The organism is Peribacillus frigoritolerans (assembly GCF_001636405.1).
GTDB lineage: Bacteria > Bacillota > Bacilli > Bacillales > DSM-1321 > Peribacillus > Peribacillus frigoritolerans.
In genome coordinates this window covers 3,275,092-3,300,528 of record NZ_KV440950.1, presented here as the reverse complement: position 1 = coordinate 3,300,528, position 25,437 = coordinate 3,275,092, and the positions used below count along the sequence as shown (strand labels likewise).

Sequence of the window (25,437 nt, the reverse complement as noted above, 5' to 3'; positions counted from 1 at the left end):
GAAAATAGGCAACCATTGAAGTATGCATCATCAACATTCACCAAAAGAACAATCAGAAAAAAATGGATATATATGTTGCAAGTTCTTCTTTCTAGGTATGAAGAAAGCTTTACTGAACGGGTTATAGTCAGGAAAAATGAGATTTATTCACAACGGGGGGAATACTTGAATGGCAAGCGAAGAAAAAGAGAAAGAGAAATATAGTGCTAATTCATTGGTTAGGGGCTTGGAAATCATTAAGCTCTTTAATGAAGTGCAACCGAGCTTGTCTCTTTCAGAAATAGCAAAACAACTGGGAGTAAGCAGAACAGTACCATATCGTTTATTATTCACATTACAAAATATTGGTTACTTGTCTCAGGATGAACATACCAAACGTTATAGTTTAACTCCTAAAGTTCTTGAATTGGGGTTCAGCTATTTGAATAGCTTGAAATTCCAGGAAATTGTCCAACCTTATATGGAGACCTTGCGTGATGAAATCGGAGCCTCCTGCCATCTGTCCATTTTAGATGGACAGGAAGTTGTTTATGTTGGAAGTGCCCCGATCAGAGGTGTATCCGCTGTCAATGTGAACATAGGCTTGCGGTTGCCGGCACATGCTTTGGCCAATGGAAAATTACTTTTGGCATATCAACCGAAAGAATTGCTCATGCAAATGTTCAAAATATCGAACCTTACTCCTTATACAGACAAAACTCTCACCGCGCCTGGTGAATTTCAAAAACAGCTGGATTCGATTCGGCAAAATGGTTATTCGATGACAAGCGGGGAATTCCACCCTGGCATCCGTTCGGTTGCCGCCCCGATTTTTGATAGGACTGGGAAAGTATTGGCTGCCTTGAATGTCGTAGCAACAGAGTCTGCTTATCAAGAGGATTTCATCGATAAAATTGCCTTGCCGAAACTGTTGGAAGTTTCTCGTCAGTTATCCGTTTATATGGGATACAGCGGGGTTAAGCCTTATCAATACGAAGATGTCTGAACGATTTAAAATCGATTAATAAGTGAATAGTCTCTTTCGAAAGTGTGGATCTCCCATTAGGGAAATCCACACTTTTTTGTGTTAAGAAAAGCAAATCGTTACAAGTTTATCCCATAGTGATGAACGTTCGGATTATAAAAATAGTTTTAAATATTCTAAAAACTCATTGACAATGAAGCGTTTTCATTTTAGACTTAATTCATAGACAAAACAATGTTTTGCTTATGAAACATAATTCAGTTTAGAAACAACAAATAAGGGAGGAATTTTAAAATGACAAAAGAAACTTTCTCAGTGAAGGATTTTGAAAAAAATATGTTGCCCGATTGAAAGACCGTACTCTTGATTGGAATGTCTTGAAGTTCCAAGAAGAAATTGATCCCGCTTATAGACGCGCACAGATGAGATATATCGGACGTGGTGCCACTGCCAATAACGATACGAATGTAATTGCAGGTGAACATTTCACTTTAAGTACGATGGTGCTCCCTCCGGGATGTATCGGTCCTTTGCATCTTCATGACGATGTTGAAGAAGTGTTTTTCATTCTTGAGGGTGAAGTCACGGCATTAATTCAAGAGGACAGCTACAGTGAAGTGCATGAAATTAAATTAAGTGCGAGAGACTGCATAAGCAGCCCGCCGGGGGTTTATCGGGGAATTAGGAATGACGGGGATGTAGAGGCGCGCATGCTAGTGATGCTTGGGGCAGTGAAGCCTAACTTACCGACATACCCTGAAGGCAGTGAACTGGAAGAACTGCGTAAACAACGCTCTAAAGAAAGAGAAGCCATCATTAAAGATTGATCATTTAGCCGAAAGGGCACCTGCATTATGAAAATTAATGAGGCGCCCTTTTCGATTAGATTGTTAAATATGGCCAATGCGAATGATCTAAAGGGCAATCTAAATTATGGGAGGTATAAAAAATGCTTGGGATTACTCATTTACGACATATAAGCATGATTACTCCGAATTTCGACGATCAAGCAGAGTTTTATGAAAAGGTTTGGGGTCTGGATAGGGTGGATGTTCCGGAAGAGGGGAATACGGTTTATTTCCGGGGGGCTGGACCGGAACATCATATTCTTAGCCTTCACAAGGGAGAAAAACGAGGATTGCACCATATAGCTTTTGGCATGGTCGATAAAAATGCGGTGGACCGTGCAGCAGGGATATTACAATCGAAGGGCGTTCGAATTATTGAACCGCCTGGATATTTGGATGAAGCAGGTGCCGGTTATGGCCTGCGGTTTATTGATCCAGAAAACCGCGTGATCGAGCTTTCGGCTTGGGTGGAAGTGCAAACGTCTATTTGGAGCAAGAAAAATGTTGATCCAGTGAAATTGAATCATGTTGTAATGAACACGAAGAACTTAGATATGATCGTTGAGTTTTATACGGATGTACTTGGTTTTAAAGTCACTGATTGGAGTGAGCATCAAATGTCATTCCTCCGGTGCAACAGAAAGCATCACTCCATCGCCTTCAATCAAGATGAGCATGCGTCAGTCAATCATATCGCATACGAAGTCGATTCCGTGGATGAATTGATGCGAGGAATAAGCAATGTCCGAAAAGCGGGCTTGTCAGAACTTTGGGGACCTGGACGTCATGGGCCGGGGGACAATATTTTCTGTTATTTTCAAGACCCAGGCGGTTTTGTAATGGAGTATACATGTTATCTGGAAACGATCGAAGATGAATCTGAGTGGAGAGCACGTGTATGGAAACGGGTTCCGCATTTAATGGATCAGTGGGGGATTGCAGGGCCGCCGAAACCTGAAGCGCGCAAAGCAATGGGAGGAGATCCCGATCCAGGCTGGGTTGATTCTCATATAGGTGGTTCATTCATGGCGAAAAAATGAGGAGGAGTTTGATTTCCTCCCATGATTCTTGCGCTAGTTAGGATCTTGTTGATTAAAGGACAGCATTTGAGGAAAATGGCTTTGAAAAGGAGTGAAGAGAGTGGATTTAGGATTGCAAGGAAAAGTGGCTGTCATTATGGGCGGCACGTCGGGCGTGGGATTAAAAACAGCAGAAATGTTTTTAGCTGAAGGAGCGAAAGTGGCTATTTGCGGCAGAAGTGCTGAGCGTATGGAAAGTGCACAAAGTCAATTGCTCTCATTTGGTGAAAAGGAAGATATTTTTGCATCAACGTGTGATGTCACCTCAAAATCGGATGTGGATTCTTTCATTAATGGTACCGCTGAGAGGTTTGGCGGAATCGATATTTTGGTGAATGCAGCCGGTCAAAGCGTGATGGGTCACTTTTTTGACATAACGGATGAGCAGTGGGAAGAACAGATTCAGTTAAAGTTCTTTGCCATCATATATGCCGTTCGTGCTTCGCATCCTCATTTAGTGAAAAGGGGAGGAGGACGGATCATTAATATTAATGCAACGCTTGCCAAAGAACCTGAACGTCATATGGTAGCGACTGCAGCAGCAAGGGCTGGCCTCCTTAATTTAAGCAAAACCTTGTCCCAGGAATTGGCCTTTGACAATATATTGGTGAATTCAGTGAGTCTTGGATTGATCCGGACCGATCAATGGGAGCGAAGAAGGTTGAAAAATGCGCCTGATATGGACCCTGAAGAGTATTACGGGGACCTAGCGAAAAAACGGAATATCCCTCTCGGCCGCGTAGGGGAAGCGGAAGAAGTGGCCAGTGTCATTGTTTTCCTTGCTTCAGACAAAGCAAGTTATGTAGCGGGTTCGACGATTGAGACGGCAGGAGCGATCGGAAAGGCACTATAAATATATTACTGAAAAAGGTAGGATAATGCGATGAAAATACAAGAAGAAATAGAGTTTACGACCGCCGATTCCATCGTAAAGGAGCTTGTTCAAGCAGGTGTGGAAGCTGCTTTCGGGATTGTCAGCATTCACAATATGCCCATCTATGATGCAATTCTTAGGGAAGGGAGCATCAAACTCATTTGTTCACGCGGTGAGAGCGGTGCTGTAAATATGGCTGATGGATATGCACGCGCAACCGGGAAATTGGGTGTAGTGATTACCAGTACTGGAACAGGGGCAGGAAATGCAGCTGGTTCTCTAGTGGAAGCTTGGGCAGCTGGTGTCCCCCTTCTTCATCTAACAGGTGAGGTGGCTTCTTCTTATCTTGGTACAGGCAAAGGATACATACATGAGTGTAAAGACCAGCTTTCAATGATGAGCGGAGCATGTAAAAATGCAGTGAGGCTTAGAAACCCTGACCAAACCGCAGCAGTAGTAAGGAAGGCAATCCAAGAAGCTTTAACTGCACCAACGGGTCCGGTTACATTGGAAATTCCAATTGACTATCAATCGGTGATCATAGAAGATCTTTCACTCGAAGGGCTACGAACTTCGCCCTCAGAAACAAATTCAATGCCAATTATTCCTGAACTAGCCGTTCAAAAAATGGTAAGCGCAAGCCGTCCTGTCATATGGGCCGGTGGTGGGGTAATCAGTGCCAATGCTTCGCAAGAGCTGCAAAAATTGGCGGAAATCCTTGGTGCAGCGGTTATAACCAGTCAGTCAGGAAAAGGATCGATTCCAGAAAACCATGAACAATGCATCGGACATTTTGCGGCATATGAAACTACAAAAGAGTTTTTAAGAAATGCAGATTTATTGATCAGCGTAGGTGTAAGGTTTAGGGGGAATGAAACGTCCAACTGGAAAGTGCCGGTGCCACAAGAACATATAGCGATCGATGCGGATTGGCAGGCCATTAACCGGAACTATAAAGCCACGTTAGGTTTGGTTGGCGATGCAAAAGATATGCTTGCCGCCATCATTCAAAAGCTTGAAGAACATTCAGTTCATGCAGAGCCATCTTATTTACAAGAAGTTCTTTCACTTAGAAATGAAGTGCGCGCTCAACTCAGGGAAACGCTTGGACCGTATGAGCAATTTGTAGATGGCATGAGGGAGATATTACCAGAGGATACCATTCTAGTTCGTGATGTGACCGTACAGGCAAATGTTTGGGGCAGCCGTTTATTTGAAATCTATGAACCGAGAACATCGATTCATGCATCAGGCGGCGGAATCGGTCAAGGTCTTCCAACAGCAATCGGTGCCCAAATGGGATGTCAAGATAAAACCGTCGTTCTTATGGCTGGAGATGGTGGGTTTATGGTGAACGTCGGGGAAATGGTTACGGCAGCCGAAGAAAACTTACCAGTTATCATCGTATTGTTCGATGACTCAGGCTATGGAGTTCTTCGCAATATCCAAACAGCGGCATATGGTCGGCAGGTAGCTGTGGACTTATTGAGCCCTGATTTTGTGAAACTGGCTGAGTCCATGCATTTTGATGCAGTGCGTATTGGTTCTGGAGATGAGTTCATATCCGAACTGAAAAAGGCTAAGGAAAGACGTAAACCTTCAATGATCGTCGTTGATATGGAAGCTGTGGGGCCAATGGCCAAACCATTTGGCGGACCACCGGGAGCTGCGGAAGCATTCAAGCCCAAAAAACTATAAGGAGGATTGAGAATGATTTCGACATACCCATTTGTTTCAGGAAAATATCTAGTTAATGGAGAATGGATAGAATTACCGGAAAAAGTCGATGTTGTAAATCCGGCAAATACATCGGAAGTAGTTGGCCAGGTGGCAAAATGCTCTGAAGAAATCGTGAATGGTGCTATTGAAGCGGCAGAAAATGCTTTTGAAACGTGGTCTCGCTCTGATATCGGGGAACGGGCAAACAGGATGAACACTGCGGCAGAAGAACTATCAAAAGTTATCGAGGAAAATGTTACCGTGTTTGTACGTGAGAATGGCAAAACACTTGTTGAAGCTAAAAAGGATTTACTGCGCTGTGTTGAAGTAATGAAGGGCTGTGCAGCGGAGTTACTTGATTGGTGGAAGCCTGAAGTGCTTCCAGGAAAACAAAAAGTCCAAATCCGAAGAAGGGCAAGAGGTGTCACGGCAATAATCACACCGTGGAATTCTCCGATGATATTAACATTTAAAAGGGTCATACCTGCTGTTTTGGCAGGCAATGCCGTTGTCGTAAAACCTGCAACGAATTGTCCTTTAACGATCATGACCTGTTTAAAAGTAGTTGCTGAACATTTTCCTCCAGGAGTCATCAATATAGTCTCAGGATCAGGAAAAGCAATCGGCGACACATTATGTTCCGATTCACGCGTAAGGACATTGGCTTTTGTCGGAAGTACGGAAACCGGGAAAGATATCATGCAGAAATCAGCTGGAAATCTGCAAAAAGTATATATGGAACTTGGCGGCAATGATCCTGCCATCATTTTGGAAGATGCCAATATGGATGAAGCGGCTATCAAACGTTTGAGGATGGGGATTTTACGAGCGGCGGGTCAGGTTTGTTCTGCTGTAAAAAGAGTGTACGTCCAAGAATCACGATATGATGAAGTTGTGGAGAAGCTGACCAAAGAGTTCAGCCGGATGGTGATCGGTGATGGAATTCAGCCTGATGTAACCATGGGTCCATTGAATAATAAAGCACAATATGACTTTGTGAATGGCTTGATCGAACGCACCGCTAAGTCAGGGGGAAATATAATCACAACCGGCATCCAGCTGAATCCGGAAACTTGGGATAAAGGTTATTATATGCTTCCTTCCATTATTACTGGCGTCGATCAGCAGAGCGAATTGGTTCGAGTGGAACAATTCGGACCGATCATTCCAATTTTACCTTTCAATGATATCGATGAAGCTGTAAAATTAGCGAATGATAGTGAGTTTGCGCTGCGTGCATCTGTTTGGACCGAGAATGAAGATATCGCTGTCGAAATGGCAGATCGCCTTGAAGCTGGTGCGGTATTCCATAATAATCATACCGTTTTCAGTGACTTGGCCCTGGACTTCCCTGGCTTAAAAGAAAGCGGTGTTTCGCGGGAAACAAGACATTGCGGGTTGGAATTCTTTGCGGACTCATACGGGTTTGCTGATTGAGGAAGGATGAAACTACATGAAGTTAGGTTTAATCGGGTGCGGTAATATCGGAAAATTTCTGCTTCAGGCCATTAATAACGACGGGCTTCTTCCAGGTGGAAGAATCGTTGCGATTTATGCCCGCCGTGAAGAAGTTTCGGCACAATTAGCTGAAGAATTCAGGACACAGCCATATCGTGATGTCGACGAACTTCTTAAATCCGATGTTGATTTAGTCATAGAGGCTGCAACGATAGAAGCAGCTGAAGAGTATGCATTGAAAGTGCTTAAAAGCGGGAAGGATCTCTTGCTAAGCAGCATTGGCGTTATGGCGAATTCCGCCTTTGAAGAACAATCAAACCAGATTTGTAAATTGAATAACGTGAATATTCTCCTTCCGTCTGGTGCGATTGGAGGTCTAGATGTACTTAAATCGGCAAAAGCGGTGAATGGCCTTGAATCTGTTTGCATTACCACAAGAAAACCGCCAAACGCATTGCCGGAAGGGTCTTCAGTGACAGAAGAAACGGTATTATTTGAAGGAACTGCTGCAGAAGCGATCAAGCAGTTTCCGAGAAACATCAATGTTGCGATTGTGCTGTCTATGGCTGGTCTTGGATCAGAAAAGACGAAAGTGAAAATCATTGCCGATCCAAATGTGTTAAAAAACAATCACCTGATAGAAGCGTCAGGTTCGTTCGGGAAACTGAAACTGGAAGTGGAAAATGATCCGATGCCAAATAATCCGAAAACGAGTTATCTAGCGGCATTAAGCGTTTTGGCGACTCTGCAAAACAAGGAAAAAAGCGTTCAGATCGGGTAATGCATAATGATGTAAAGCTTGGAAGGGAGAGAAAAAGTATGCTTAAAACTGAAAAATCCTTAGAAGAAATGTCGAAACAGCAAGTTGTTGACTATTTGAACGAAACGGTTAAACCAGAGGAAGGCGTTATACCTGCATACCTCCTTGGAGACCCAAAGGTTTATGATATAGAACATGAAAAAGTGTTTTTGAAAACATGGGTTTTTATCGGCCATGATTCTGAAGTACCGAACAAAGGAGACTTCATGACCCGTGAACTTGCTGGCTACTCTCTCATCATTACTCGTGATGCTGAAGGGGAAATCAGGGCGTTTTATAATATGTGCACCCATCGCGGAATGAAATTATGCCGTGCAGATAAAGGGAACAAGTCATTATTTACTTGCCCCTACCATGGGTTTAATTTTAAAAACACTGGTGAACTCGTAGGAGTGCCATTACAAAAGGATATATATGGGGGTAACCTTGACCGCTCGGAAATGGGCCTTCACAAAGTAAAGCTTGAATCCTATAAAGGTCTTTTATTTGGAACTTGGAATGAAAATGCAGAGCCGCTTGAAGAGTTTCTTGGAGACATTAAATGGTATTTGGATATCCTTGTAGGACGAGCAGAAATGGAAGTAATCGGAGTTCCGCAAAGATTCGTTGTTAATTCAAACTGGAAAGTTGGTTCCGATAACTTTGTTGGTGATTCCTATCACACGATGGTCACACACGGATCCATTGCCAAACTGGGCATGGTGCCCAATGCTACCTATTCAAAGCGCGGTTTTCAAATCCATACGGATAACGGGCATGGACTAAACTTAGGGACTCCTAATCCTGACTTCGCTTTCCCGGAAGAATTGAAAGATGAATTTAAAACTAATTTGTCTGAAGAACAATATGGAGTGTTATCAAACTTAAAGAATATGATTGGGAATGTCTTCCCTAACCTATCATTTTTAATATCCCATACAAAAATCAAAGACCAATTCATCTCCAACACTTCAATAAGGATGTGGCGGCCAATCGGTCACAATAAAATGGAAGTGATTGCTTGGATGCTCGTGGAAAAGAACGCCTCCCAAGATTGGAAAGATAGATCAAGAGATTCATTTATCTTGACCTTTAGCCCATCCGGTATTTTCGAACAGGATGATACGGAAGTTTTTACTGATATCACTGAAGCAGCCCAAGGACCAATGCCTTTCCTAAAGAATCTAACCTACAATTATACAATGGGTCTTCATCGTGAACCAGTTGATTTTATAGGTCCTGGTGTTGCTTACGATGATAAATTCACTGAAGCGAGCCAAAGGAATTTTTACAAGTACTGGCTTGAATTGATGACGAAATGATAAACGGGAGGAGGAACGGAAATGAATGTGGAGAAAATGTTGCTCAAATGTCAATTTGAACAATGGCTGTATGATGAAGCTCAATTACTGGATGATATTGAATTTGATGATTGGTTCGATTTAATGCACTCGAGTTTACACTATCAAATGCCTGTACGTGTTAATAAAGAAGGGGTGGAACGCCCGGATTATTCAACGGAAATGTTTACATTTAATGATGATATTGAGTTGCTGAAACTGCGAGTGGATCGTTTGAAAACGGATTATGCATGGGCGGAAATACCGCCATCAAGAACACGGCGTTTTGTCTCAAATGTACGCGTTAAAGACTATGTTGAAGGTGAAAAGGCAGTCGTCAAGAGCTACCTGCTCATCTATCGCAGCCGCAGCACGGATATTCAGCATGATCTGATTTCGGGGGAACGAAATGATGAATTCATTTTCGAAGAAGGTAAATGGAAACTTTCCAAACGAATATTCATTGTTGATCAATCAACGATAAATACCAGAAATCTTGCTATCTTCGTATAATATTGACTTGGTTAAAAAGAGGAGGCTGGTTACAATGGCAATGGCGTTAAAGGATAAAGTAGTGCTGATTACCGGTGGCAATTCAGGTATCGGGGAGGCTGTCACTAGACGTTTCATACAAGAAGGGGCAAAAGTCAGCATCATCGGCCGCTCGATAGAAACGCTAAAGAAAATGAAAGCGGAATTTGGTGAAGAGATTCTCATTAACCAAGGCGATGTAAGCAAATATGAAGACAATGAAAGGGCTGTCCAGGCCACTGTCGAGCAATTTGGAAAGCTGGATGTTTTCGTTGCCAATGCAGGAGTCTTTGATGGATTTGCTAAATTTGCCGACGTAACTCCCGATGCACTTTCCGATGCATATGATTTTCTGATTGATATTAACGTTAAAGGATCATTCTTCGGTGCTAAAGCCGCTCTTGAAGAACTGCAAAAATCGAATGGAAATATTATTTTCACCGTATCCGGTGCCAGTTTTTATCCGGATGGCGGCGGGGTATGGTACACAGCAAGCAAGCATGCCCAAATAGGGCTGATGCGCCAACTTGCCTTTGAACTCGCTCCTAACATCAGGGTGAATGCTGTAGCGCCTGGTGGCACTCTGACCGCATTATCGGTCATTCCTCCCCTACGTCCATTCGTTAAAATGGTGGATAATGAAACGAAGGCAAATAGCATAAAAAAAAGAAACCCTCTTCAGCTTGCACAGCTGCCCGAAGATCATGTAGCTGCATATGTCCTATTGGCATCAGACGCAGCGCGTGCTATTACAGGTGAAGTCATCTCCAGTGATGGAGGATTGTCCGTTCGCGGACTGGGTTGAGTTCATAATAAAATAAACTATGGGAAGTAGGTTTATTAGTATGGCTGAATCACTATTGGGCAATAGGAATATTAATCAACTCGCATTTGTTGTAAAAGATATTGAAGCTGCTAATCTAGCTTTCACAAGACTGCTGGGCATTAAGGAGGCAGAACCATTTCTAACTGGTGACAGTTCTGTTTCCAAAGTCACTTTTAGAGGTGTACCAACGGAATCGCAATCCAAACTGGCTTTCCTGAATACACCGACCGTCCAATTTGAACTAATAGAACCCGATAAAAATCCAGGAACGATGCGTGAGTTCCTGGATGAAGTAGGTGAAGGGATCCACCATATAGCTTTTGATGTGGACTCTATCCAAAAGAGGCTGCCAATCATGGAGAAAAATGGTTACCCAGCTTTGCAAACGGGTGATTTCACTTCAAGTGACGGCCGATATGTATATGTGGATACACTAGATGATCACAAAACGTTAGTTGAACTGCTTGAAAGTGCGGAGCCAAGAGTAACGGCATGGGAAAGACCGGAAGATGACAGCATTCAGCCGCTACTAGGGACTAACAAAGTGGAACAGCTTGCGTTTGTTGTCAAAGACCTTGATGCGGCTGCAGATGCATACAGTAAGTTGTTGGGTGTTGAAAAACCTCCCATCATCCATTCTGGTTCATCCGATATGACAAACGTGATTTACAAAGGGAAGCCCACTGAAGGCAAATCAAAATATATGTTCATCAATACTCCGTTAATTCAAATTGAATTGATCGAGCCGGACGAATCACCCAGTACGTGGAAAGATCATCTAGAAACATATGGTGAGGGTGTTCACCATATCTCTTTTGTCGTTAAAGACATGGAGGCTAAAATGAAGATGCTGGAAGAAATGGGCTATCCGGTCATACAGACAGGAAACTTTTTTAACGGAAAAGGCCGGTATGCCTATATGGATACAAAAGCGACCTTTAAAGTGATTATTGAATTGCTGGAACGTTACGATGAGTAAACAAGTAACCATTGATCATCAAAAGGTGTATGGATGATTGTCCGGGCAATTGGAGCTTACATAATTAGGAATAAGAACCCCAGGGGTCATTCAATCGAAAAACCTAGCCATTTTCCCACCTAATCAGCTGAATAACTACCTAGAAGCGCAACCGTAAAAAGCATACAAGGCAATGGTCGGGAAGGGGACTTCAACCATGGCCTTGTACGGTTCGAATAAAAGTGAAAAATTTAACATCATAGGAAAAAAACATTGACAAATAATTCAGAATATTAATATTATTGAAAGTAGTCATCAGCTTGATATTTTTTTAAACTAAGATGTATACATGTATGCAGGTGATGCCTTTTTTCCAAAGGAGCAAAAGGGTATAAAAAATTTGTATAATCGGGGGCGAGGGGAATTGGAGATATCAGGAAAGATTAACTTTGATTATAGTGCAGAAGTGATTTGGGAAGCCATGCATAATCCTGAATTACTCAAGAATGCCATTCCAGGATGTCAAAACCTTTCATTAGTTGCTGCTGGCGAGTATGACGTTGAACTTAAACTTGGTGTTGCAGCTGTAAAAGGTGACTACACGGGAAAGGTGAAATTGAAGGATTTGGAAGTGCCCCATCGGTATATTTTAAATGCTGAAGGCAGCGGGAAACCAGGTTTTGTTTCTGCTGAAATGGACTGTAGAATCATACCTGTTGGTAATGGTTGTCAATTGATTTGGGAATGCAACGCAGATATAGGTGGAATGATTGCTGGTGTAGGAAGCAGGGTCATTGGTGGCATTGCAAAATTCATGGCAGGTAAATTCTTTAAAGATATGGAGAAACAGTTGAAAACTCACCAAAGAATTTAATGCCGGTCTTTCTTACCCATGTAAAAGGTGAATCACGAATGGAGGGGTTCCTATCAAACCAGCTAAGTTTAATTACCTTCGGCCTTCGAGCTTGGAAGAAGCGGTCCACTATTTATCAGAATACGGTGATGATGCGAAAGTATTATCCGGAGGACAAAGTTTGATCCCATTATTGAATATGAGGCTTTCAACGCCAAAATACATTATTGATATAGGGAGGGTTGGAGGGTTGAGTTATATACATGCAGATGGTGAATCACTGGTCATCGGTGCTTTGACGAAACACAGGGACATAGAAAAATCCAAGTTGGTTAAGGAAAAGTGTCCATTGCTTTCAGAAGCGATCCGTTGGGTAGGCCATGAACAAATTCGAAATCGTGGAACTGTTGGCGGCAGCATCGCCCATGGTGATCCATCTGCGGAGCTGCCATGTGTGCTAACTGCTTTAAGAGGAGAAATAGTTCTTGCCGATGAAAATGGCGAAGAAATAGTAAGCCCTGAAGAGTTCTTCCTAACCTATATGCTAACATCCTTACAGCCGGATCAATTGGTTAAAGAAATTCGGTTCCCGATAATAAAGCCGGCTAGTGGATCGGCATTTGTTGAAGTGGCTAGAAGGCATGGGGATTTTGGACTGGTTGAGGTGGCGGCAGTAGTGGATTTAAGTGAAGAAGGAAGTTTTTCTGAGGTTAAATTAGCCATTGGCGGCGTTAATTCCATTCCTACAGCTTTAGAGGATGTGGAGAGACTTTTATTTGGAAAGGAACCGAATGAAGAACTTTTTAAGAAGGCGAGCGATTTAACAATGGAGCTGGTAGAACCTGAATCAGATCTCCATGGTACAGCTGAATATAGAAGGGAACTATCTGGAACGATGGTCATCCGGGCTTTGAAGAAAGCGACCATTCGTGCACAAGGGGGCAGGGTGATGTGATGGATGGAGTTAAGATAAATCTAAAAGTAAACGGACAAGATATATCCAGGGAAGTAGACGCTAGATTGCTATTATCGGATTTCATCAGGGAGAACCTGTTACTAACTGGAACGCATATTGGATGTGAACATGGTGTTTGCGGAGCTTGTACAATCCATGTTAACGGTGATCCGGTCCGCTCATGTTTAATGCTTGCAGTTCAAGCGGATGGATGTGAAGTCAAGACTGTTGAGTCACTTATCCAGGAGAATGGGGACCTTAATCACCTACAGCAAGCATTTTCGGATAATCATGCCTTGCAATGCGGATTTTGTACACCAGGATTTTTAATGACGGTTTCAAGTTTTCTGGAAGAAAATTCAAACCCTTGTGAAGCAGAAATAAGAAAATGCATTTCAGGAAATTTATGTCGATGCACCGGTTACTCCAATATTATTAAAGCTGTGAAGCAGGCTGCCCAAACTGTGTCCAATTAAGGGGGGAACAGGCATGACAAAATACGTTGGTCAAAGTGTTAAGCGGAAGGAAGATTATCGTTTGGTTACAGGTACAGGGCAATTCGTGGGAGATATCCGAGCGGCAAATATGGTTGAAGCAGTCTTTGTCCGCAGCACACATGCACATGCTGCAATCAAGGGGATCGATATCTCCGAAGCTCAGGCATTGGAAGGGGTGCATGCCATTCTCACCGGAATGGATATAGATGGGATAATAAAGCCTCTTGTCCAATTTGAATCACATTGTGCTTTGCCTGCCAATCTGGAGGAAGCGATCAATCCCACTATCCATTATTGTTATGAAGATGTCCTGGCCAAGAATAAGGTGATGTATGTCGGGCAGCCCATTGCCGTCGTCGTTGCAGAAAACAGGTATGTGGCTGAAGATGCAGCCGATTTGATAAAAGTGGAATATATGACGTTTCCAGTGGTTGTCGACCCATTCAAGTCAATGGAAAAAGGTGCCCCATTGATTCAAGAGCATTTACAGAATAACGTCCAGGCAGATTTTCATGTCACGACTGGAAATGCTGGACAGGCGCTTAAAGATGCAGATCATATTCTGAAAGCAAGAATCCAAACGCCTAGAGTTTCTTCCAACCCGCTCGAAACGAGGGGAGTCGTTTCCATCCATGAAAACCGTACAGATCAATTGCATGTTTATTCTTCCACTCAACTTCCTTTTGAAATTAGAACTTATATTGCAAGATCATTGGATTTGGCTGAACAGCAAATCAGGGTGACTGCACCTGACGTAGGTGGTGGTTTCGGACCAAAAGGCGGGGTTCACCCTGAAGAAATCTTGGTCCCATATCTATCCAAGCTATTGAAAAGACCTGTCAAGTGGATTGAAGACCGCCTGGAACATTTGACAAGTGCCCGCCATTCACGAGATCAAATCCATGATGTTGAGGTTGCTTATAATCTGGATGGAACTATTTTGGGAATAAAAGATCATTTCATCATAGATAGCGGCGCTGTCAATTATTTCGGATTAACCTGTGCCTACAATAGTGCCTACCATCTAAGGGGAGCATATAAGATTCCAAACTATGATGTTACTTGCCAGATTGTGTTAACGAATAAAACACCGAATGTTCCATTTCGGGGAGCAGGGAGACCAGAGGTCGTTTTCGTAATGGATCGAATAATCGATATGATCGCTAGAAAGTTGAAAAAAGATCCAGTGGACGTAATGCGAAAGAACATGATTCAAGCGGAGGATATGCCCTATGATCAAGGGATTTTGGTTAAGGATGGAGCAAAACTGATATATGATAGCGGGGACTATCCCGCTGCACTGGAACAAGGTTTGAAAATGGTCGATTACGAAGGATTTAGAGAGCGGCAAAATGAGTTGAAGAAGCAAGGAAGCTAGTTGGTATCGGCATTTCCACTTATGTAGAAGGCACCGGTGCAGGTCCGTTCGAAAGTGCCTATGTCTCAGTTGATGGTTCCGGTCAAGTTGTGGCATACCTTGGAGCATCCCCGCAGGGGCAGGGTCACGAAACGGTATTTTCCCAAATCTGTGCGGATGAATTAATGCTTTGCCCAGATGAGATTACCATAAGGGTAGGGGATACAGCGAACTTGGCCTTTGGTGCCGGAACGTACGCAAGCCGGAGTGCAGTAAATGCTGGATCCGCCATTCAAATAGCTTCAGCGAAATTAAGGGGAAAAATATTGGCGGTCGCAGCTACCATGCTTGAAGTTGAAGCCGCTGACTTACAAATGGAAAATGGTAAAGTCTTTGTTAGGACCGAACCTGAAAAATGTATGACCTATAAGGAAATTGCTGGAGCGGCACGTCCAGGAAACAGATGCAAGATGCCTGTTGGAATGGAACCAGGCCTGCAAGTCACACATTACTTCGTTCCGCCCACTGTTACTTTTTCATCGTCCGTCCACATTGCCATCGTGGAAGTGGATAAGGTGACGGGTTTTGCCGAGTTGAAGGGTTATAGTGTGGTTCATGACGCAGGAAAGGTCATCAATCCAATGATAGTTGATGGTCAAGTGCAAGGTGGCATAGCCCAGGGGATTGGTGCAGCTCTATATGAAGAAGTCGTTTACGATGAGAAAGGCCAACTTTTGACCGGCTCTTATATGGATTATTTATTGCCTACTGCCATGGAGATTCCGACTGTTGAAAAGTCCCACCAGGAATTCCTCTCTACCAGAAATCCACTTGGTATCAAGGGGGTGGGTGAAGGCGGAGCCATTTCCCCGCCAGCAGCCATTGCGAATGCTGTCGTCGATGCTCTCGCACCATTAGATATCACGATCAATCAATTGCCCATTAGCCCAAGTAAACTCAGAAATTGGATTAAGGAAGCGGAAACGAAAAAGCACAAAATCGAAATAAGTTAAAAAGTTCATTTAGCGGTTTAGAATTCATTGTTGATGGATAATGCCCTATGCCATGACAGAAGAACAGACGAGCATGAAAATGGAAGTGTAAATAGGGGATTACACTGATTTGGACATTTCATGATAATAGGGGCTGATATTTTGAATAATTTAAATCCACAACTACATGATTCATCAGGCAAAATGACGAATGCCCGTTGGCTCTTCACGGCTTTTCCTTTGCTTGTTCTTTTCACTGTTTCCATGATGGATAAGGCAAACATTAATATTTTGCTAGCCAACAAGCCTTTTCTGACTGACTTGGGCATTGATGGTAACTTAGTGAAAGGAACACTCAGCAGCATATTTTTAGTGACTTATGCTTTTGGTCAATTGGCTTGGGGCTTCATCATCGATAAGATAGGTGCACTGCGCAGCGGTTTCATCGGGATTGCTTTGTGGGCTTTTGCGATGGTTTTAGGTGGAATGGCCGATTCCATCGGAGGGATTTTATGGTCCAGGGCGATATTGGGAATCGGTGAAGGAGTTCTGTATCCAATGGCATTGAAATTAACTTCAAGCTGGTTCCCGCAGAATGAACAAGCAAAGGCACAGACAACTTGGTATAACGGAAATGCGATAGGACCAGTTCTGGGGCTTCCGTTAATAGCGATAATAGCCTCCGCTTATGGCTGGAGGGAAAGCTACTTTATTCTTGCGGCATTATCTGTCGTATGTTTGATTTTATTTGTAATCATGACAAGGGATAATCCGGCGAAGCATTACGCGGTTAATTCAATGGAATTGAATTATATTCAAAGTAATAAAAAAGCGGGGAAAACCACAACCGCAAGTAAAGGCAATGTAAAAGCGGTTCTTGCGAGTCCGATGTTCTGGACTTTAACGATTGTATATTCTTGCATTTCCATTGCCTATTATGGGATTTCCACATTTTTACCAAGTTATTTGACTGAAGAAAAAGGGATAGCTTTTGTAAATTCCGCTGTTATAAATGCCGGTGGATTCGCATTAGCCATTGTTGTACAAATGGTGGCTGGGTTTCTCTCCGATCGATTCATGAAGAGGGCGATCTTTGTAGGCGGTGCATGCGGGCTTATCATCGTTTTCATGCTCTTCTCACTCTTCACTACTAACAGCACAGTTGCGGCCGTCTTGAGCATTTTATTGATAGGTCTTTTGTTCATGCCAGCTGCCCTGACCATGACCATGCTTCACCGTGTCGCTTCACCTGAGGTTATGGGGAGCATCAGTGGGGTTTTCGGCTGTGTATCGTATTTAATTGCAGCTCTTGGGCCCATGGTTGTCGGTTTATTCAGTCAAATGAGCGGTTCATATAATGGCGGGTTCATTGCCCTTTTATGTTTTGTTGCCCTCTCCCTTTTCTTAAGTGTTTTCTTAGTCAGAAAAGGATATTAGTGTTCTGATTTAAATCGTTGAAAATGAATGATGGGGGAGAGACAAATAGGGCATTTTCTATTTGTCTCCCTTTTTCTTCTTCCACATATGTGAATACCAGAAGGGGGTTAAGGAGTGTCAAGGTTACAAGAATTAAAAGACGTGTTGGAAAATATAAGATCCGCATGGGAGCGGCACGAAAAAGCAGCCATGGTCATGCAGATAGGTGTAAAGGGTTCAGCATACAGACTTCCAGGTGCAAAAATGATGATGGCAACGGACGGTCATATGTTTGGTACGATAAGTGGCGGATGTTTGGAAAGTGATTTATATGGCTGGGCGGAAAAGGCTATGGAGACTAACACTTGCGTTACACACCAATATGACTTGAGCGAGAATGAAATTTGGGGGTTGGGAATAGGATGCAAAGGTAAATTGGATATATCTATCCTACCTATTGAGCCAGATGACGAATTCTGGATGATGACAAATCAAATTATCCAGAAAGGTCAGAAATTCACCATGATATTGGATGTATCCTCCGGTAAAGGTCTAATCGTGGATAAACATGGTAACCTCATTGGAAATCATGGAAGTGTGCCATCTGAAGTCGTTGAAAAAGCAAGGATGGTAATAGATACACAAACTCGAGCGGAATTGATGAACCTGGAGGGAAAACGATATCTAATTGATGCTATAAAACCAAGCGAGCACTTGATTATTGCCGGAGCTGGAAGGGATGCTGTTCCAGTTGCCGAATTGGCAGCCAAAGCTGGGTTTTCCGTGACGGTATTGGATTCACGTAAGGATTTCAATAATGATTGTTTGTTCCCTTCAGTTCATAATTTACAAAAATACCCAGAAGAAATTGACCCTTCTGAATATACTGGATCATGGTGGGTAGTCATGAATCATATCCAGTCCTTGGATGAGAAGACCTTACAAGTGGCTTTGAAAAGTGACCCAAGATATATTGGGGTGCTTGGCCCAATCTCCCGTACAACGGAAATGCTTGATACAATCGGAGAAGACTTCAACAGCGGTCCGATCCACTCACCAATTGGTTTGGATATCGGTGCTGAAACGATGGAAGAAGTTGCACTAAGTATTGTGTCGGAATTGATGTCGGTTAGAAATGGAAGGATTCCTGCACCCTTGCATGGAAAAGTGAAAATTCATGCCTAAAATAGGCGTGATCATACTTGCGGCAGGCATGTCGATTCGAATGGGAGAACCTAAACTGTTACTTCCTTTGGCGGGCAAACCTCTATTTCTGCATGTCATTGATTCTATCCTTGGCAGTTCCATGCAGCCCATCCATTTGGTTGCCGGTGAATATATAGAAGAAATCCGGCAACAAAGTGAAGATTATCCAGAATTGAAGATTATTCATAATCCGAATTATATAGATGGAATGTCCACCTCTCTAAAACTTGGAGTTCAATCCATAAAAGAACATGTGGATGCAGTCATGATCTTCCTTGCGGATCAGCCCCTTACTTCCCTTGAGGTCATACGAGCTTTAATAGAAAAATATTTAGAGTGTAAAGAGGAAGGAGTACGAATCGTCCGACCAAAATATAAAGGAAGGGTAGGACATCCGATATTAGTGGATGCCTCGATACTCAATGAATTTCATTCAATAAAAGGTGATCAAGGGGGTAAAAGCATCATTAAAAAATATGATGCGGTTACTAAGACCGTTTCTTTTGACAATTCAATGTGGGGGTTTGACATTGATACGCCTGAAGACATCCATAAAGTGAAACTTCATTTGGATTCAATGCAAAACATTGAATCCAAATGAGTAATCCTGGTCTGAATATCGAGCGGAACGTCAAAAAAAAGAGAGAAGGCCGAAAAACCCCGAATTGTTCGAAATGCTGCCTGAAGATTTAAAAAGGGTTCCTACAATTGCGGACTGAATACTCGCAATCAGGCTCCCTTTTATTTGATTTTATTGTGATACACGTTTTATGTAATCAAGATAATAATCATAGTTTTTTTGGATATGGATTGTATTGACCTTTATTGCTTTTTCAACATCTTTGTCACGAATGGCCTGGATTAACTGTAAGTGCTCGTTGTTTCGTTCTTCATACCAAGATTTATCAACCATTGAAACATCCTCATTACGGGCCGATAAAAAGGAAATTCGAAAAGAAAGCCATAATGAATCTGTAGTCTTTTGGAGAAAGGTATTCCTCGAGTAGGAATATAATAAGCGGTGAAATTCAATGTTTGCACGACTTGCCGCTATTCGGTCATTATTATTTATTGCTTGTTGCAGTTTATCCGTTGCCCATTCCAGTTTTTTTAATTCCTCTTCCGTAATACCTTCACAAGCTTTTTGTATAGAATGGTTTTCGAGCATTTTCCTAATTTCCAATTCTTGATGCAAAAGTTCAATATCCACATTGGAAATGACCATCCCTATTCCAGGTTTCACCTGAAGCAAATTTTCCTGTTCCAATTTCCTCAATGCTTCGCGAACCGGTGTACGGCTACAATTGAATTGCTGGGCGATATCATCTTCCGTTAAACGGTCTCCGGGCAAAAATATCCCTTCAATGATCGCATTTTTAATAACAAAAAATATAGCTTCCCTTAAGGGCTTAGAAGAATAATGTTCTATTTGTTCTGTAATATATTGATAGTGATTGGTTTCCATGGTGCTCCTTTCTAAAATCCAATTATATACAAGTATATTTATTTTATCTTAAAAAACGATTGAAGTCATTCTCTGCTTCAGACTTTTGATTGTTTATACATTTCAATGAGCTTTTAGTTCATAAAAACGTTGATTATTTGAACTATGAAACAATTATAACCATAGACGCTCACAAGGCAATCGGACCTTATTGGCAAGATGAAAAATTCCAGGTAGCCCTGATATATGCTGTAACTGGGAAACTGCCTGATACTTTTTGGGGAAAAAGGTGGTCATAGAATAAGCGGAAGCACTAATAGTAGGTTTTGATATCATTTTGCCCTGACGAATGATGTATATGAAAATTCTTTTTTACGATAACCATGCTAGAAGGGAGATTCATGTTGCTCGATTACATAAAGATGCTATGATTGAATTCGAAGCTTATTTTAAACGAAAGAGAATATCAGATTGATATTTTCTTTGCTTTTAATATACATAGAGGAAGCAGGAGGAGTTATTAATGAACTTAGCACAATTTCCCAGGAAACGATATACACCGACATATACACCAGTTGAGAGGCTGGATCATTTTTCTGAAGTTCTTGGGGGCCCATCCATTTACGTTAAACGAGACGATATGCTTGGTCTGACGGCAGGCGGAAATAAAACAAGGAAACTGGAATTCCTTGTTGCCGATGCATTGGATAAAGGCGCGGATACATTGATTACATGTGGAGGCATTCAATCAAATCATTGCCGCTTGACACTAGCTGCTGCGGTTAAAGAGAAAATGAAATGCATCCTTGTGTTGGAAGAGGGCCTTTCAAATTCTGAACCTGATTTTAACGGTAACTATTTTCTCTACCATTTATTAGGCGCTGAACAAATCAAAGTAGTGCCTAATGGAGCTGACTTAATGCAAGAAATGCAAAAAGTGGCTAAAGAGGTGACAGAGAAAGGACATCAACCTTACATCATCCCGGTTGGGGGATCCAATGTCATTGGTGCGACGGGATACGTTGCATGTGCTCAGGAGATCTTGGCCCAGTCCTTTGAGCAAGGAATTGATTTGAAAGCAGTTATTTGTGTAAGCGGCAGTGGAGGAATGCATGCTGGTTTGGTGGCAGGATTTCATGGAAATCACAGTGGAGTATCGGTAATTGGAATAAACGTAAGCAGAGGGAAAGCTGAACAAGAAGAGAAAGTTTTTCAGCTTGTTAAGGAAACTTTAACACATATCGGCATTCCGAATTCACTTCCTCGTGAGGCTGTTACGTGTTTTGATGAGTATGTCGGCCCGGGTTATGCTTTACCAACACCTGAAATGGTGGAAGCAGTTAAGCTAATGGCAAGAACGGAAGGGATACTGCTGGATCCGGTATATACGGGGAAAGCGGCAGCGGGACTCATCGATTTAATACAAAAAGGCACCTTTAAGCCGGAGGATAACATTCTATTTGTTCACTCTGGCGGTGCTTCATCGCTATACGCCAATACGTCTCTCTTTAATTGAGCGTTTACGAACCAACTGGTTCGCCGGCACCAGTTGGTTGGTCTAAAGTAATCATTTCAAGTTGACCTCGTTGAATAGAATGATGTTTCGGAAGCATCCTCATCACCCCAAGTTTTTAATAGATCTATTTTAAAATAAGGCTCTTTTCGTAAAGATTGATGTTTTTAAAATGAAACTATTTAAGGTTGATTGGAGCGGAAGTGCGAGACTCCTGCGGGAGCAGCGGGACAGGTGAGATCTCACAGGCGTTTATGCCGAGGATGCTCACCGCCCGCCCCGCGGAAAGCGAGCATCTGGAGGGGAAATCAACCACAACTCACTACCTGGTAAATAGCAACAAAGTATGTGAAAACAGCCTAAAACAAAAAATGACTCTAGGGAAAAGTGTTCTATCTAAAAGGTAAGTCAAAGTTGATTGGAGCGGGTGTACGAGACTCCTGGGGGAAAAGTGCGCCCCAAAGGCGAAAGCCGAGGGCGGACCGCCCGCGGAAAGCGAGTGCCCAACGTTCCAATCAACGTCCAAATTGTACACAAGCCATAAAAAAGGACAAACTCGATTTTGAGTTTGTCTACAGTCTAAAGAGGATTCTACAGTTGTAGAATCCTCTTTTAATGTTATCTTTCGATTAAAGACTTCGTATGTTCAAAAACAACTTTACCATCCACGATCGTTAGAATTACCTTTGTATTGGGAATTTCTTCTTCTGGTATTTCAAAGAGATTTCGTTCTAATACTACGATATCAGCAAGTTTTCCTACTTCGAATGTTCCCAATTCCTTCTCCCTAAAGGAACCATAAGCTGATCCGGCTGTATAAGCTTTCAATGCTTCGGCAAGTGTGATGCGCTCATGTGGATGCCATACCGTTTTTCCGCTGCTGTCGATTCTCGTTACTGCCCGATAGATTTGAAGAAGTGGATCAAGGGTATCGATTGGGAAGTCCGTTCCGAATGCCAATTTCGCTCCGGCTTCTTGCAGTGTATTAATCGAGAAAACATACTTTTCTCGTTCTGTACCAATCCGCTTGGTATAAACACCTCTTTCAGACATCGCAAAGTGATCCGGCTGCATTGAAGCGGTCACTCCTAGCTCTTTGAAACGATGAATATCATCAGGGTGGATCACTTCAATGTGTTCAACGGAATGACGCGAATCTCGTTTACCGTTTGTCTTTTGCGCTTCCTCATAGGCATCTAAAGCAAGGCGAATCGCTCCGTCGCCAATTGCATGAAAACGAATGCTGAAGCCTTCTTTATCAGCATCAACGACCCATCTTTTGATTGTTTCAGGAGGGAACGATGATTCACCTCGTGTATTCGGTTGATCAGCATAAGGTTCAAGTAAATAAGCGGTACGGGCTGTAATGACGCCATCGATAAATTGTTTAAGTCCTGACACACGAAGTTTGTCCGATTGATACGTATCTCGTAATTTTTTGACACGTTCAAGATTGCCATTTAAAGCTGGCCATAAATGAATACGGGCAGTTAAATCTCCATTGTCTTCAAATTCTTTGAAAACATCATAATCATTAAGCATTTCCAATGCTTCTATTGCGAATAAGTCGTGGACGGATGTTACTCCTAAACCAGCCGCATGAGTGAGGAAATTCGTGAAAAGTTCTCTCTTTTGTTCTTTTGTAAAATCATAGGCATGGAGGATAACCGCGTCCATTGCTTTTTCGTATAAAAGACCATTAGGTTCCCCATTTTCGTCTTTTCCAATCATTCCATACGAAGGGTTTTCCGTATGACGGGTAATATTAGCGATTTCAAGTGCCTTTGAATTTACCCATGCGTAATGACCTTCGGCGTGAAACATAAGCACCGGACGGTCGGGGAGAATGCGGTCCAATGAAGACCGATTCGGTAATTGCTGCGTATCCCAATATCCTGCATCCCATGAAGCGCCGATTATCCAAGGATCTTGCGGGTGCGATTCGGCAAATTCACGAATCATTTCCAACGCTTCTTCTTCTGAACGGGCTGGGAATAAATTGGCACTATTCATCGAAACAGCCCCATCCATCATGTGAAGATGGAAATCATGAAAACCCGGTAGAATTAATTGGTCATCAAATTGATGGATTTTGGTATTCTCGCCTGAATAAGGTTTAACCTCCTCTTCAGAACCAACCGCAATGATTTTATTGTCCTTAATCGCAATTGAGGCGGGCTCCGGTTGATCAGAAAGTCCTGTAAATACAGCATTACTTGAAATAATTACATCAGCTAGTTGTTGATTCATTATCTATCATTCCTTTCAATTCTATAGAATAGCTTCTATTATTAAGCTTGTTCAATGGCAAGCTCAGGAGGCGGCTGTCTAAACATTTTTGTAAGGTTAAGAAGGTACACAAATCCGATCGCAAACCAAGTTCCTCCCAGTATTAACGAATAGATGTCTAACTTTATCCAAAAGAAACCTGTAAGAGAAGCACCAATTAACGGAATGATAAGGTACCGAATGGTCCCCATTAAGGAACGCTGCTTTTTTCGGAAATAATAGTGAGCGATAACCGAAAGATTAACGAAAGTAAAAGCGAATAATGCACCAAAATTTATAAGAGATACGGCAGTTGTAAGGCTTAAGAAAAGTGCGCTTAGAGCAACGCCTCCTATAATTAATATGTTGAAGACAGGTGTACGATATTTAGGAGAAAGATATCCAAATATTTTGGCAGGAAGTACACGTTCACGTCCCATTGCAAATAAAATACGTGAAGCACTTGTCCCTGACGCAATAGCTGATGAAAAACTTGACATGATTCCTTCAGCAAGCATATAACTTATCAAAAAGTTACCCCCGATATACATTGCAATTTCCATATAGGCTGCTTCCGGGGCTTTAAATGATTGGTAGTCAGGCCAGACAAGCTGTAAAAAGTACGAACCGATAAAATAATATAATCCACCAATGATTGTTACAAGATAAATGGCCCTAGGTATGGATTTTCGCGGGTTTTTCGTTTCTTCAGAAAGAGTTGTTACTGCATCAAACCCTAAAAAGGAAAAGCATAAAATAGGGATTATGGACATGAAGCCCGGCATATTTATATTTGAATCAATAAACGGGAGGATCGAAAAGAGCGTTCCTGCACCTTGACCATTTAAAAGCCCCTTTATTGAAAAAATGATGAATAACGCAAGTGTTCCGAATTGCAAGAATAGAAGCCCCATATTAAGCTTAGCCGCTACCTTAATACCGAGAATATTTATAATCGTAACCGTGACGATAAAGAGAATAATCCAGACGTACATAGGAATTATAGGGAAATAGGCTTTCATTGCAATTCCTAACAATAGAGCACTGATCATTGGACTGAACATATAATCCAAAATAATGGTCCAACCTACGAGAAAACCAATGTGAGGACTTAGGGATTTTTGCGTAAACGTATAGGCTGCACCCGCATTTGGAAAGGCTTTGACCATTTGCGCATAACTGTATGCTGTAAATAGCATAACGATAAAGGCAACGATATAAGCAGTAGTGATCATCCCGTTCGTGCTATGAACAGCAACTCCATATGTTGAAAACAAAGTAGTTGGGGCCATAAAAGCCAAACCAAAAAACACAACATATTTTAATGGAAGTGAACGTTTAAGAGTTGGTGAGTTTGAATTATTCATATATCAGTCCCCCTATTTAAATGGCTGCTTCATAGTCATTCTTTATTCCAATACCATACTGATTCTGCAAAGCAGACCGATCTCCATGCCCAACTTTTCTATAGTTTTTATTTTCCATAGAATGGTCTATTTTCGTATTGAATTTCTAAAAATAATAAGTTGCATATTAAGTA

23 protein-coding genes are annotated in these 25,437 nt (G+C 42.2%); 20 read left to right on the top strand and 3 right to left on the bottom strand.

Annotated features, from left to right (window positions below):
• Positions 1-169: 169 nt before the first annotated feature.
• The 19 genes from A6755_RS15775 to A6755_RS15690 all read left to right on the top strand — a co-directional run bounded on the left by A6755_RS15775 (position 170) and on the right by A6755_RS15690 (position 19,273).
• Complete coding sequence (locus A6755_RS15775; protein WP_063591260.1) at positions 170-985, top strand: IclR family transcriptional regulator; 816 nt, start codon at positions 170-172, stop codon at positions 983-985.
• Positions 986-1,311: 326 nt separating this feature from the next.
• Positions 1,312-1,791 (top strand): cupin domain-containing protein, encoded by a 480-nt coding sequence (locus tag A6755_RS15770; protein WP_063591259.1) that lies wholly within the window; start codon positions 1,312-1,314, stop codon positions 1,789-1,791.
• Between the two features lie 122 nt (positions 1,792-1,913).
• Positions 1,914-2,852 (top strand): VOC family protein, encoded by a 939-nt coding sequence (locus A6755_RS15765; RefSeq protein ID WP_063591258.1) that lies wholly within the window; start codon positions 1,914-1,916, stop codon positions 2,850-2,852.
• Between the two features lie 100 nt (positions 2,853-2,952).
• Complete coding sequence (locus A6755_RS15760) at positions 2,953-3,744, top strand: SDR family oxidoreductase (RefSeq protein WP_034312305.1); 792 nt, start codon at positions 2,953-2,955, stop codon at positions 3,742-3,744.
• Positions 3,745-3,774: 30 nt separating this feature from the next.
• Positions 3,775-5,463 (top strand): thiamine pyrophosphate-binding protein, encoded by a 1,689-nt coding sequence (locus A6755_RS15755; RefSeq protein WP_063591257.1) that lies wholly within the window; start codon positions 3,775-3,777, stop codon positions 5,461-5,463.
• A gap of 12 nt (positions 5,464-5,475) precedes the next feature.
• Complete coding sequence (locus A6755_RS15750; protein ID WP_034312301.1) at positions 5,476-6,921, top strand: aldehyde dehydrogenase family protein; 1,446 nt, start codon at positions 5,476-5,478, stop codon at positions 6,919-6,921.
• Between the two features lie 16 nt (positions 6,922-6,937).
• The gene (gene nadX / locus A6755_RS15745) at positions 6,938-7,723 is read left to right on the top strand and encodes an aspartate dehydrogenase (protein ID WP_063591256.1); all 786 of its coding nucleotides are present in this window, start codon (positions 6,938-6,940) and stop codon (positions 7,721-7,723) included.
• 38 nt (positions 7,724-7,761) lie between these two features.
• Positions 7,762-9,063, top strand: a complete 1,302-nt coding sequence (locus A6755_RS15740; protein ID WP_063591255.1) for an aromatic ring-hydroxylating oxygenase subunit alpha — start codon at positions 7,762-7,764, stop codon at positions 9,061-9,063.
• A gap of 21 nt (positions 9,064-9,084) precedes the next feature.
• Entirely contained in the window at positions 9,085-9,594 is a 510-nt protein-coding gene (locus A6755_RS15735) for an aromatic-ring-hydroxylating dioxygenase subunit beta (protein WP_063591254.1), read from the top strand.
• Between the two features lie 34 nt (positions 9,595-9,628).
• The gene (locus A6755_RS15730; RefSeq protein ID WP_223255793.1) at positions 9,629-10,417 is read left to right on the top strand and encodes an SDR family NAD(P)-dependent oxidoreductase; all 789 of its coding nucleotides are present in this window, start codon (positions 9,629-9,631) and stop codon (positions 10,415-10,417) included.
• Positions 10,418-10,457: 40 nt separating this feature from the next.
• Positions 10,458-11,417: a VOC family protein gene (locus A6755_RS15725; RefSeq protein WP_063591253.1), complete on the top strand. Its 960-nt coding sequence runs from the start codon at positions 10,458-10,460 to the stop codon at positions 11,415-11,417.
• A gap of 403 nt (positions 11,418-11,820) precedes the next feature.
• Positions 11,821-12,270, top strand: coding sequence for an SRPBCC family protein (locus A6755_RS15720; protein WP_174878725.1), 450 nt, complete (start codon positions 11,821-11,823; stop codon positions 12,268-12,270).
• 31 nt (positions 12,271-12,301) lie between these two features.
• A complete protein-coding gene (locus A6755_RS15715) occupies positions 12,302-13,204 on the top strand; it encodes an FAD binding domain-containing protein (RefSeq protein WP_343929405.1) in 903 nt (300 codons plus the stop codon).
• On the top strand, positions 13,204-13,680 hold the full coding sequence (locus tag A6755_RS15710) for a (2Fe-2S)-binding protein (RefSeq protein WP_063591250.1): 477 nt from the start codon (positions 13,204-13,206) through the stop codon (positions 13,678-13,680). Before A6755_RS15715 ends, A6755_RS15710 begins: the two co-directional genes overlap by 1 nt.
• 13 nt (positions 13,681-13,693) lie before the next feature.
• Positions 13,694-15,079: a molybdopterin cofactor-binding domain-containing protein gene (locus A6755_RS28135; RefSeq protein ID WP_084737813.1), complete on the top strand. Its 1,386-nt coding sequence runs from the start codon at positions 13,694-13,696 to the stop codon at positions 15,077-15,079.
• A 5-nt stretch (positions 15,080-15,084) separates the two neighbouring features.
• A complete protein-coding gene (locus tag A6755_RS28130) occupies positions 15,085-16,071 on the top strand; it encodes a molybdopterin cofactor-binding domain-containing protein (protein ID WP_084737810.1) in 987 nt (328 codons plus the stop codon).
• Positions 16,072-16,212: 141 nt separating this feature from the next.
• Positions 16,213-17,487 (top strand): MFS transporter, encoded by a 1,275-nt coding sequence (locus A6755_RS15700; RefSeq protein ID WP_174878724.1) that lies wholly within the window; start codon positions 16,213-16,215, stop codon positions 17,485-17,487.
• A 114-nt stretch (positions 17,488-17,601) separates the two neighbouring features.
• Entirely contained in the window at positions 17,602-18,651 is a 1,050-nt protein-coding gene (locus tag A6755_RS15695) for an XdhC family protein (RefSeq protein WP_063591248.1), read from the top strand.
• A complete protein-coding gene (locus A6755_RS15690; protein ID WP_063591247.1) occupies positions 18,644-19,273 on the top strand; it encodes a nucleotidyltransferase family protein in 630 nt (209 codons plus the stop codon). Before A6755_RS15695 ends, A6755_RS15690 begins: the two co-directional genes overlap by 8 nt.
• A 150-nt stretch (positions 19,274-19,423) precedes the next feature.
• Here the strand turns inward: A6755_RS15690 and A6755_RS15685 are convergent, their stop codons facing one another.
• On the bottom strand, positions 19,424-20,137 hold the full coding sequence (locus A6755_RS15685) for a GntR family transcriptional regulator (protein ID WP_063591246.1): 714 nt from the start codon (positions 20,135-20,137) through the stop codon (positions 19,424-19,426).
• Between the two features lie 502 nt (positions 20,138-20,639).
• On the opposite strand from A6755_RS15685, the gene cuyA reads away from it, so the two are divergent.
• Complete coding sequence (gene cuyA, locus A6755_RS15680; protein WP_063591245.1) at positions 20,640-21,632, top strand: D-cysteate sulfo-lyase; 993 nt, start codon at positions 20,640-20,642, stop codon at positions 21,630-21,632.
• A 615-nt stretch (positions 21,633-22,247) separates the two neighbouring features.
• Here cuyA and A6755_RS15675 read toward each other — a convergent pair.
• Both A6755_RS15675 and A6755_RS15670 read right to left on the bottom strand, forming a co-directional pair.
• Complete coding sequence (locus A6755_RS15675; RefSeq protein WP_063591244.1) at positions 22,248-23,879, bottom strand: amidohydrolase; 1,632 nt, start codon at positions 23,877-23,879, stop codon at positions 22,248-22,250.
• Between the two features lie 41 nt (positions 23,880-23,920).
• On the bottom strand, positions 23,921-25,264 hold the full coding sequence (locus tag A6755_RS15670; protein ID WP_063591243.1) for an APC family permease: 1,344 nt from the start codon (positions 25,262-25,264) through the stop codon (positions 23,921-23,923).
• Positions 25,265-25,437 lie beyond the last annotated feature (173 nt).

Excerpts from the sequence above, each read along its gene's own strand:
- A6755_RS15735 (WP_063591254.1), top strand. The coding sequence starts at position 9,085 with ATGAATGTGGAGAAAATGTTGCTCAAATGTCAATTTGAACAATGGCTG.
- A6755_RS15750 (WP_034312301.1), top strand. The coding sequence starts at position 5,476 with ATGATTTCGACATACCCATTTGTTTCAGGAAAATATCTAGTTAATGGA.
- A6755_RS15765 (WP_063591258.1), top strand. The coding sequence starts at position 1,914 with ATGCTTGGGATTACTCATTTACGACATATAAGCATGATTACTCCGAAT.
- A6755_RS15730 (WP_223255793.1), top strand. The coding sequence starts at position 9,629 with ATGGCAATGGCGTTAAAGGATAAAGTAGTGCTGATTACCGGTGGCAAT.
- A6755_RS28135 (WP_084737813.1), top strand. The coding sequence starts at position 13,694 with ATGACAAAATACGTTGGTCAAAGTGTTAAGCGGAAGGAAGATTATCGT.
- A6755_RS15725 (WP_063591253.1), top strand. The coding sequence starts at position 10,458 with ATGGCTGAATCACTATTGGGCAATAGGAATATTAATCAACTCGCATTT.
- nadX (WP_063591256.1), top strand. The coding sequence starts at position 6,938 with ATGAAGTTAGGTTTAATCGGGTGCGGTAATATCGGAAAATTTCTGCTT.
- A6755_RS15755 (WP_063591257.1), top strand. The coding sequence starts at position 3,775 with ATGAAAATACAAGAAGAAATAGAGTTTACGACCGCCGATTCCATCGTA.
- A6755_RS15740 (WP_063591255.1), top strand. The coding sequence starts at position 7,762 with ATGCTTAAAACTGAAAAATCCTTAGAAGAAATGTCGAAACAGCAAGTT.
- A6755_RS15670 (WP_063591243.1), bottom strand. The coding sequence starts at position 25,264 with ATGAATAATTCAAACTCACCAACTCTTAAACGTTCACTTCCATTAAAA.
- A6755_RS15775 (WP_063591260.1), top strand. The coding sequence starts at position 170 with ATGGCAAGCGAAGAAAAAGAGAAAGAGAAATATAGTGCTAATTCATTG.
- A6755_RS15675 (WP_063591244.1), bottom strand. The coding sequence starts at position 23,879 with ATGAATCAACAACTAGCTGATGTAATTATTTCAAGTAATGCTGTATTT.
- A6755_RS15690 (WP_063591247.1), top strand. The coding sequence starts at position 18,644 with ATGCCTAAAATAGGCGTGATCATACTTGCGGCAGGCATGTCGATTCGA.
- A6755_RS15685 (WP_063591246.1), bottom strand. The coding sequence starts at position 20,137 with ATGGAAACCAATCACTATCAATATATTACAGAACAAATAGAACATTAT.
- A6755_RS15710 (WP_063591250.1), top strand. The coding sequence starts at position 13,204 with ATGGATGGAGTTAAGATAAATCTAAAAGTAAACGGACAAGATATATCC.
- cuyA (WP_063591245.1), top strand. The coding sequence starts at position 20,640 with ATGAACTTAGCACAATTTCCCAGGAAACGATATACACCGACATATACA.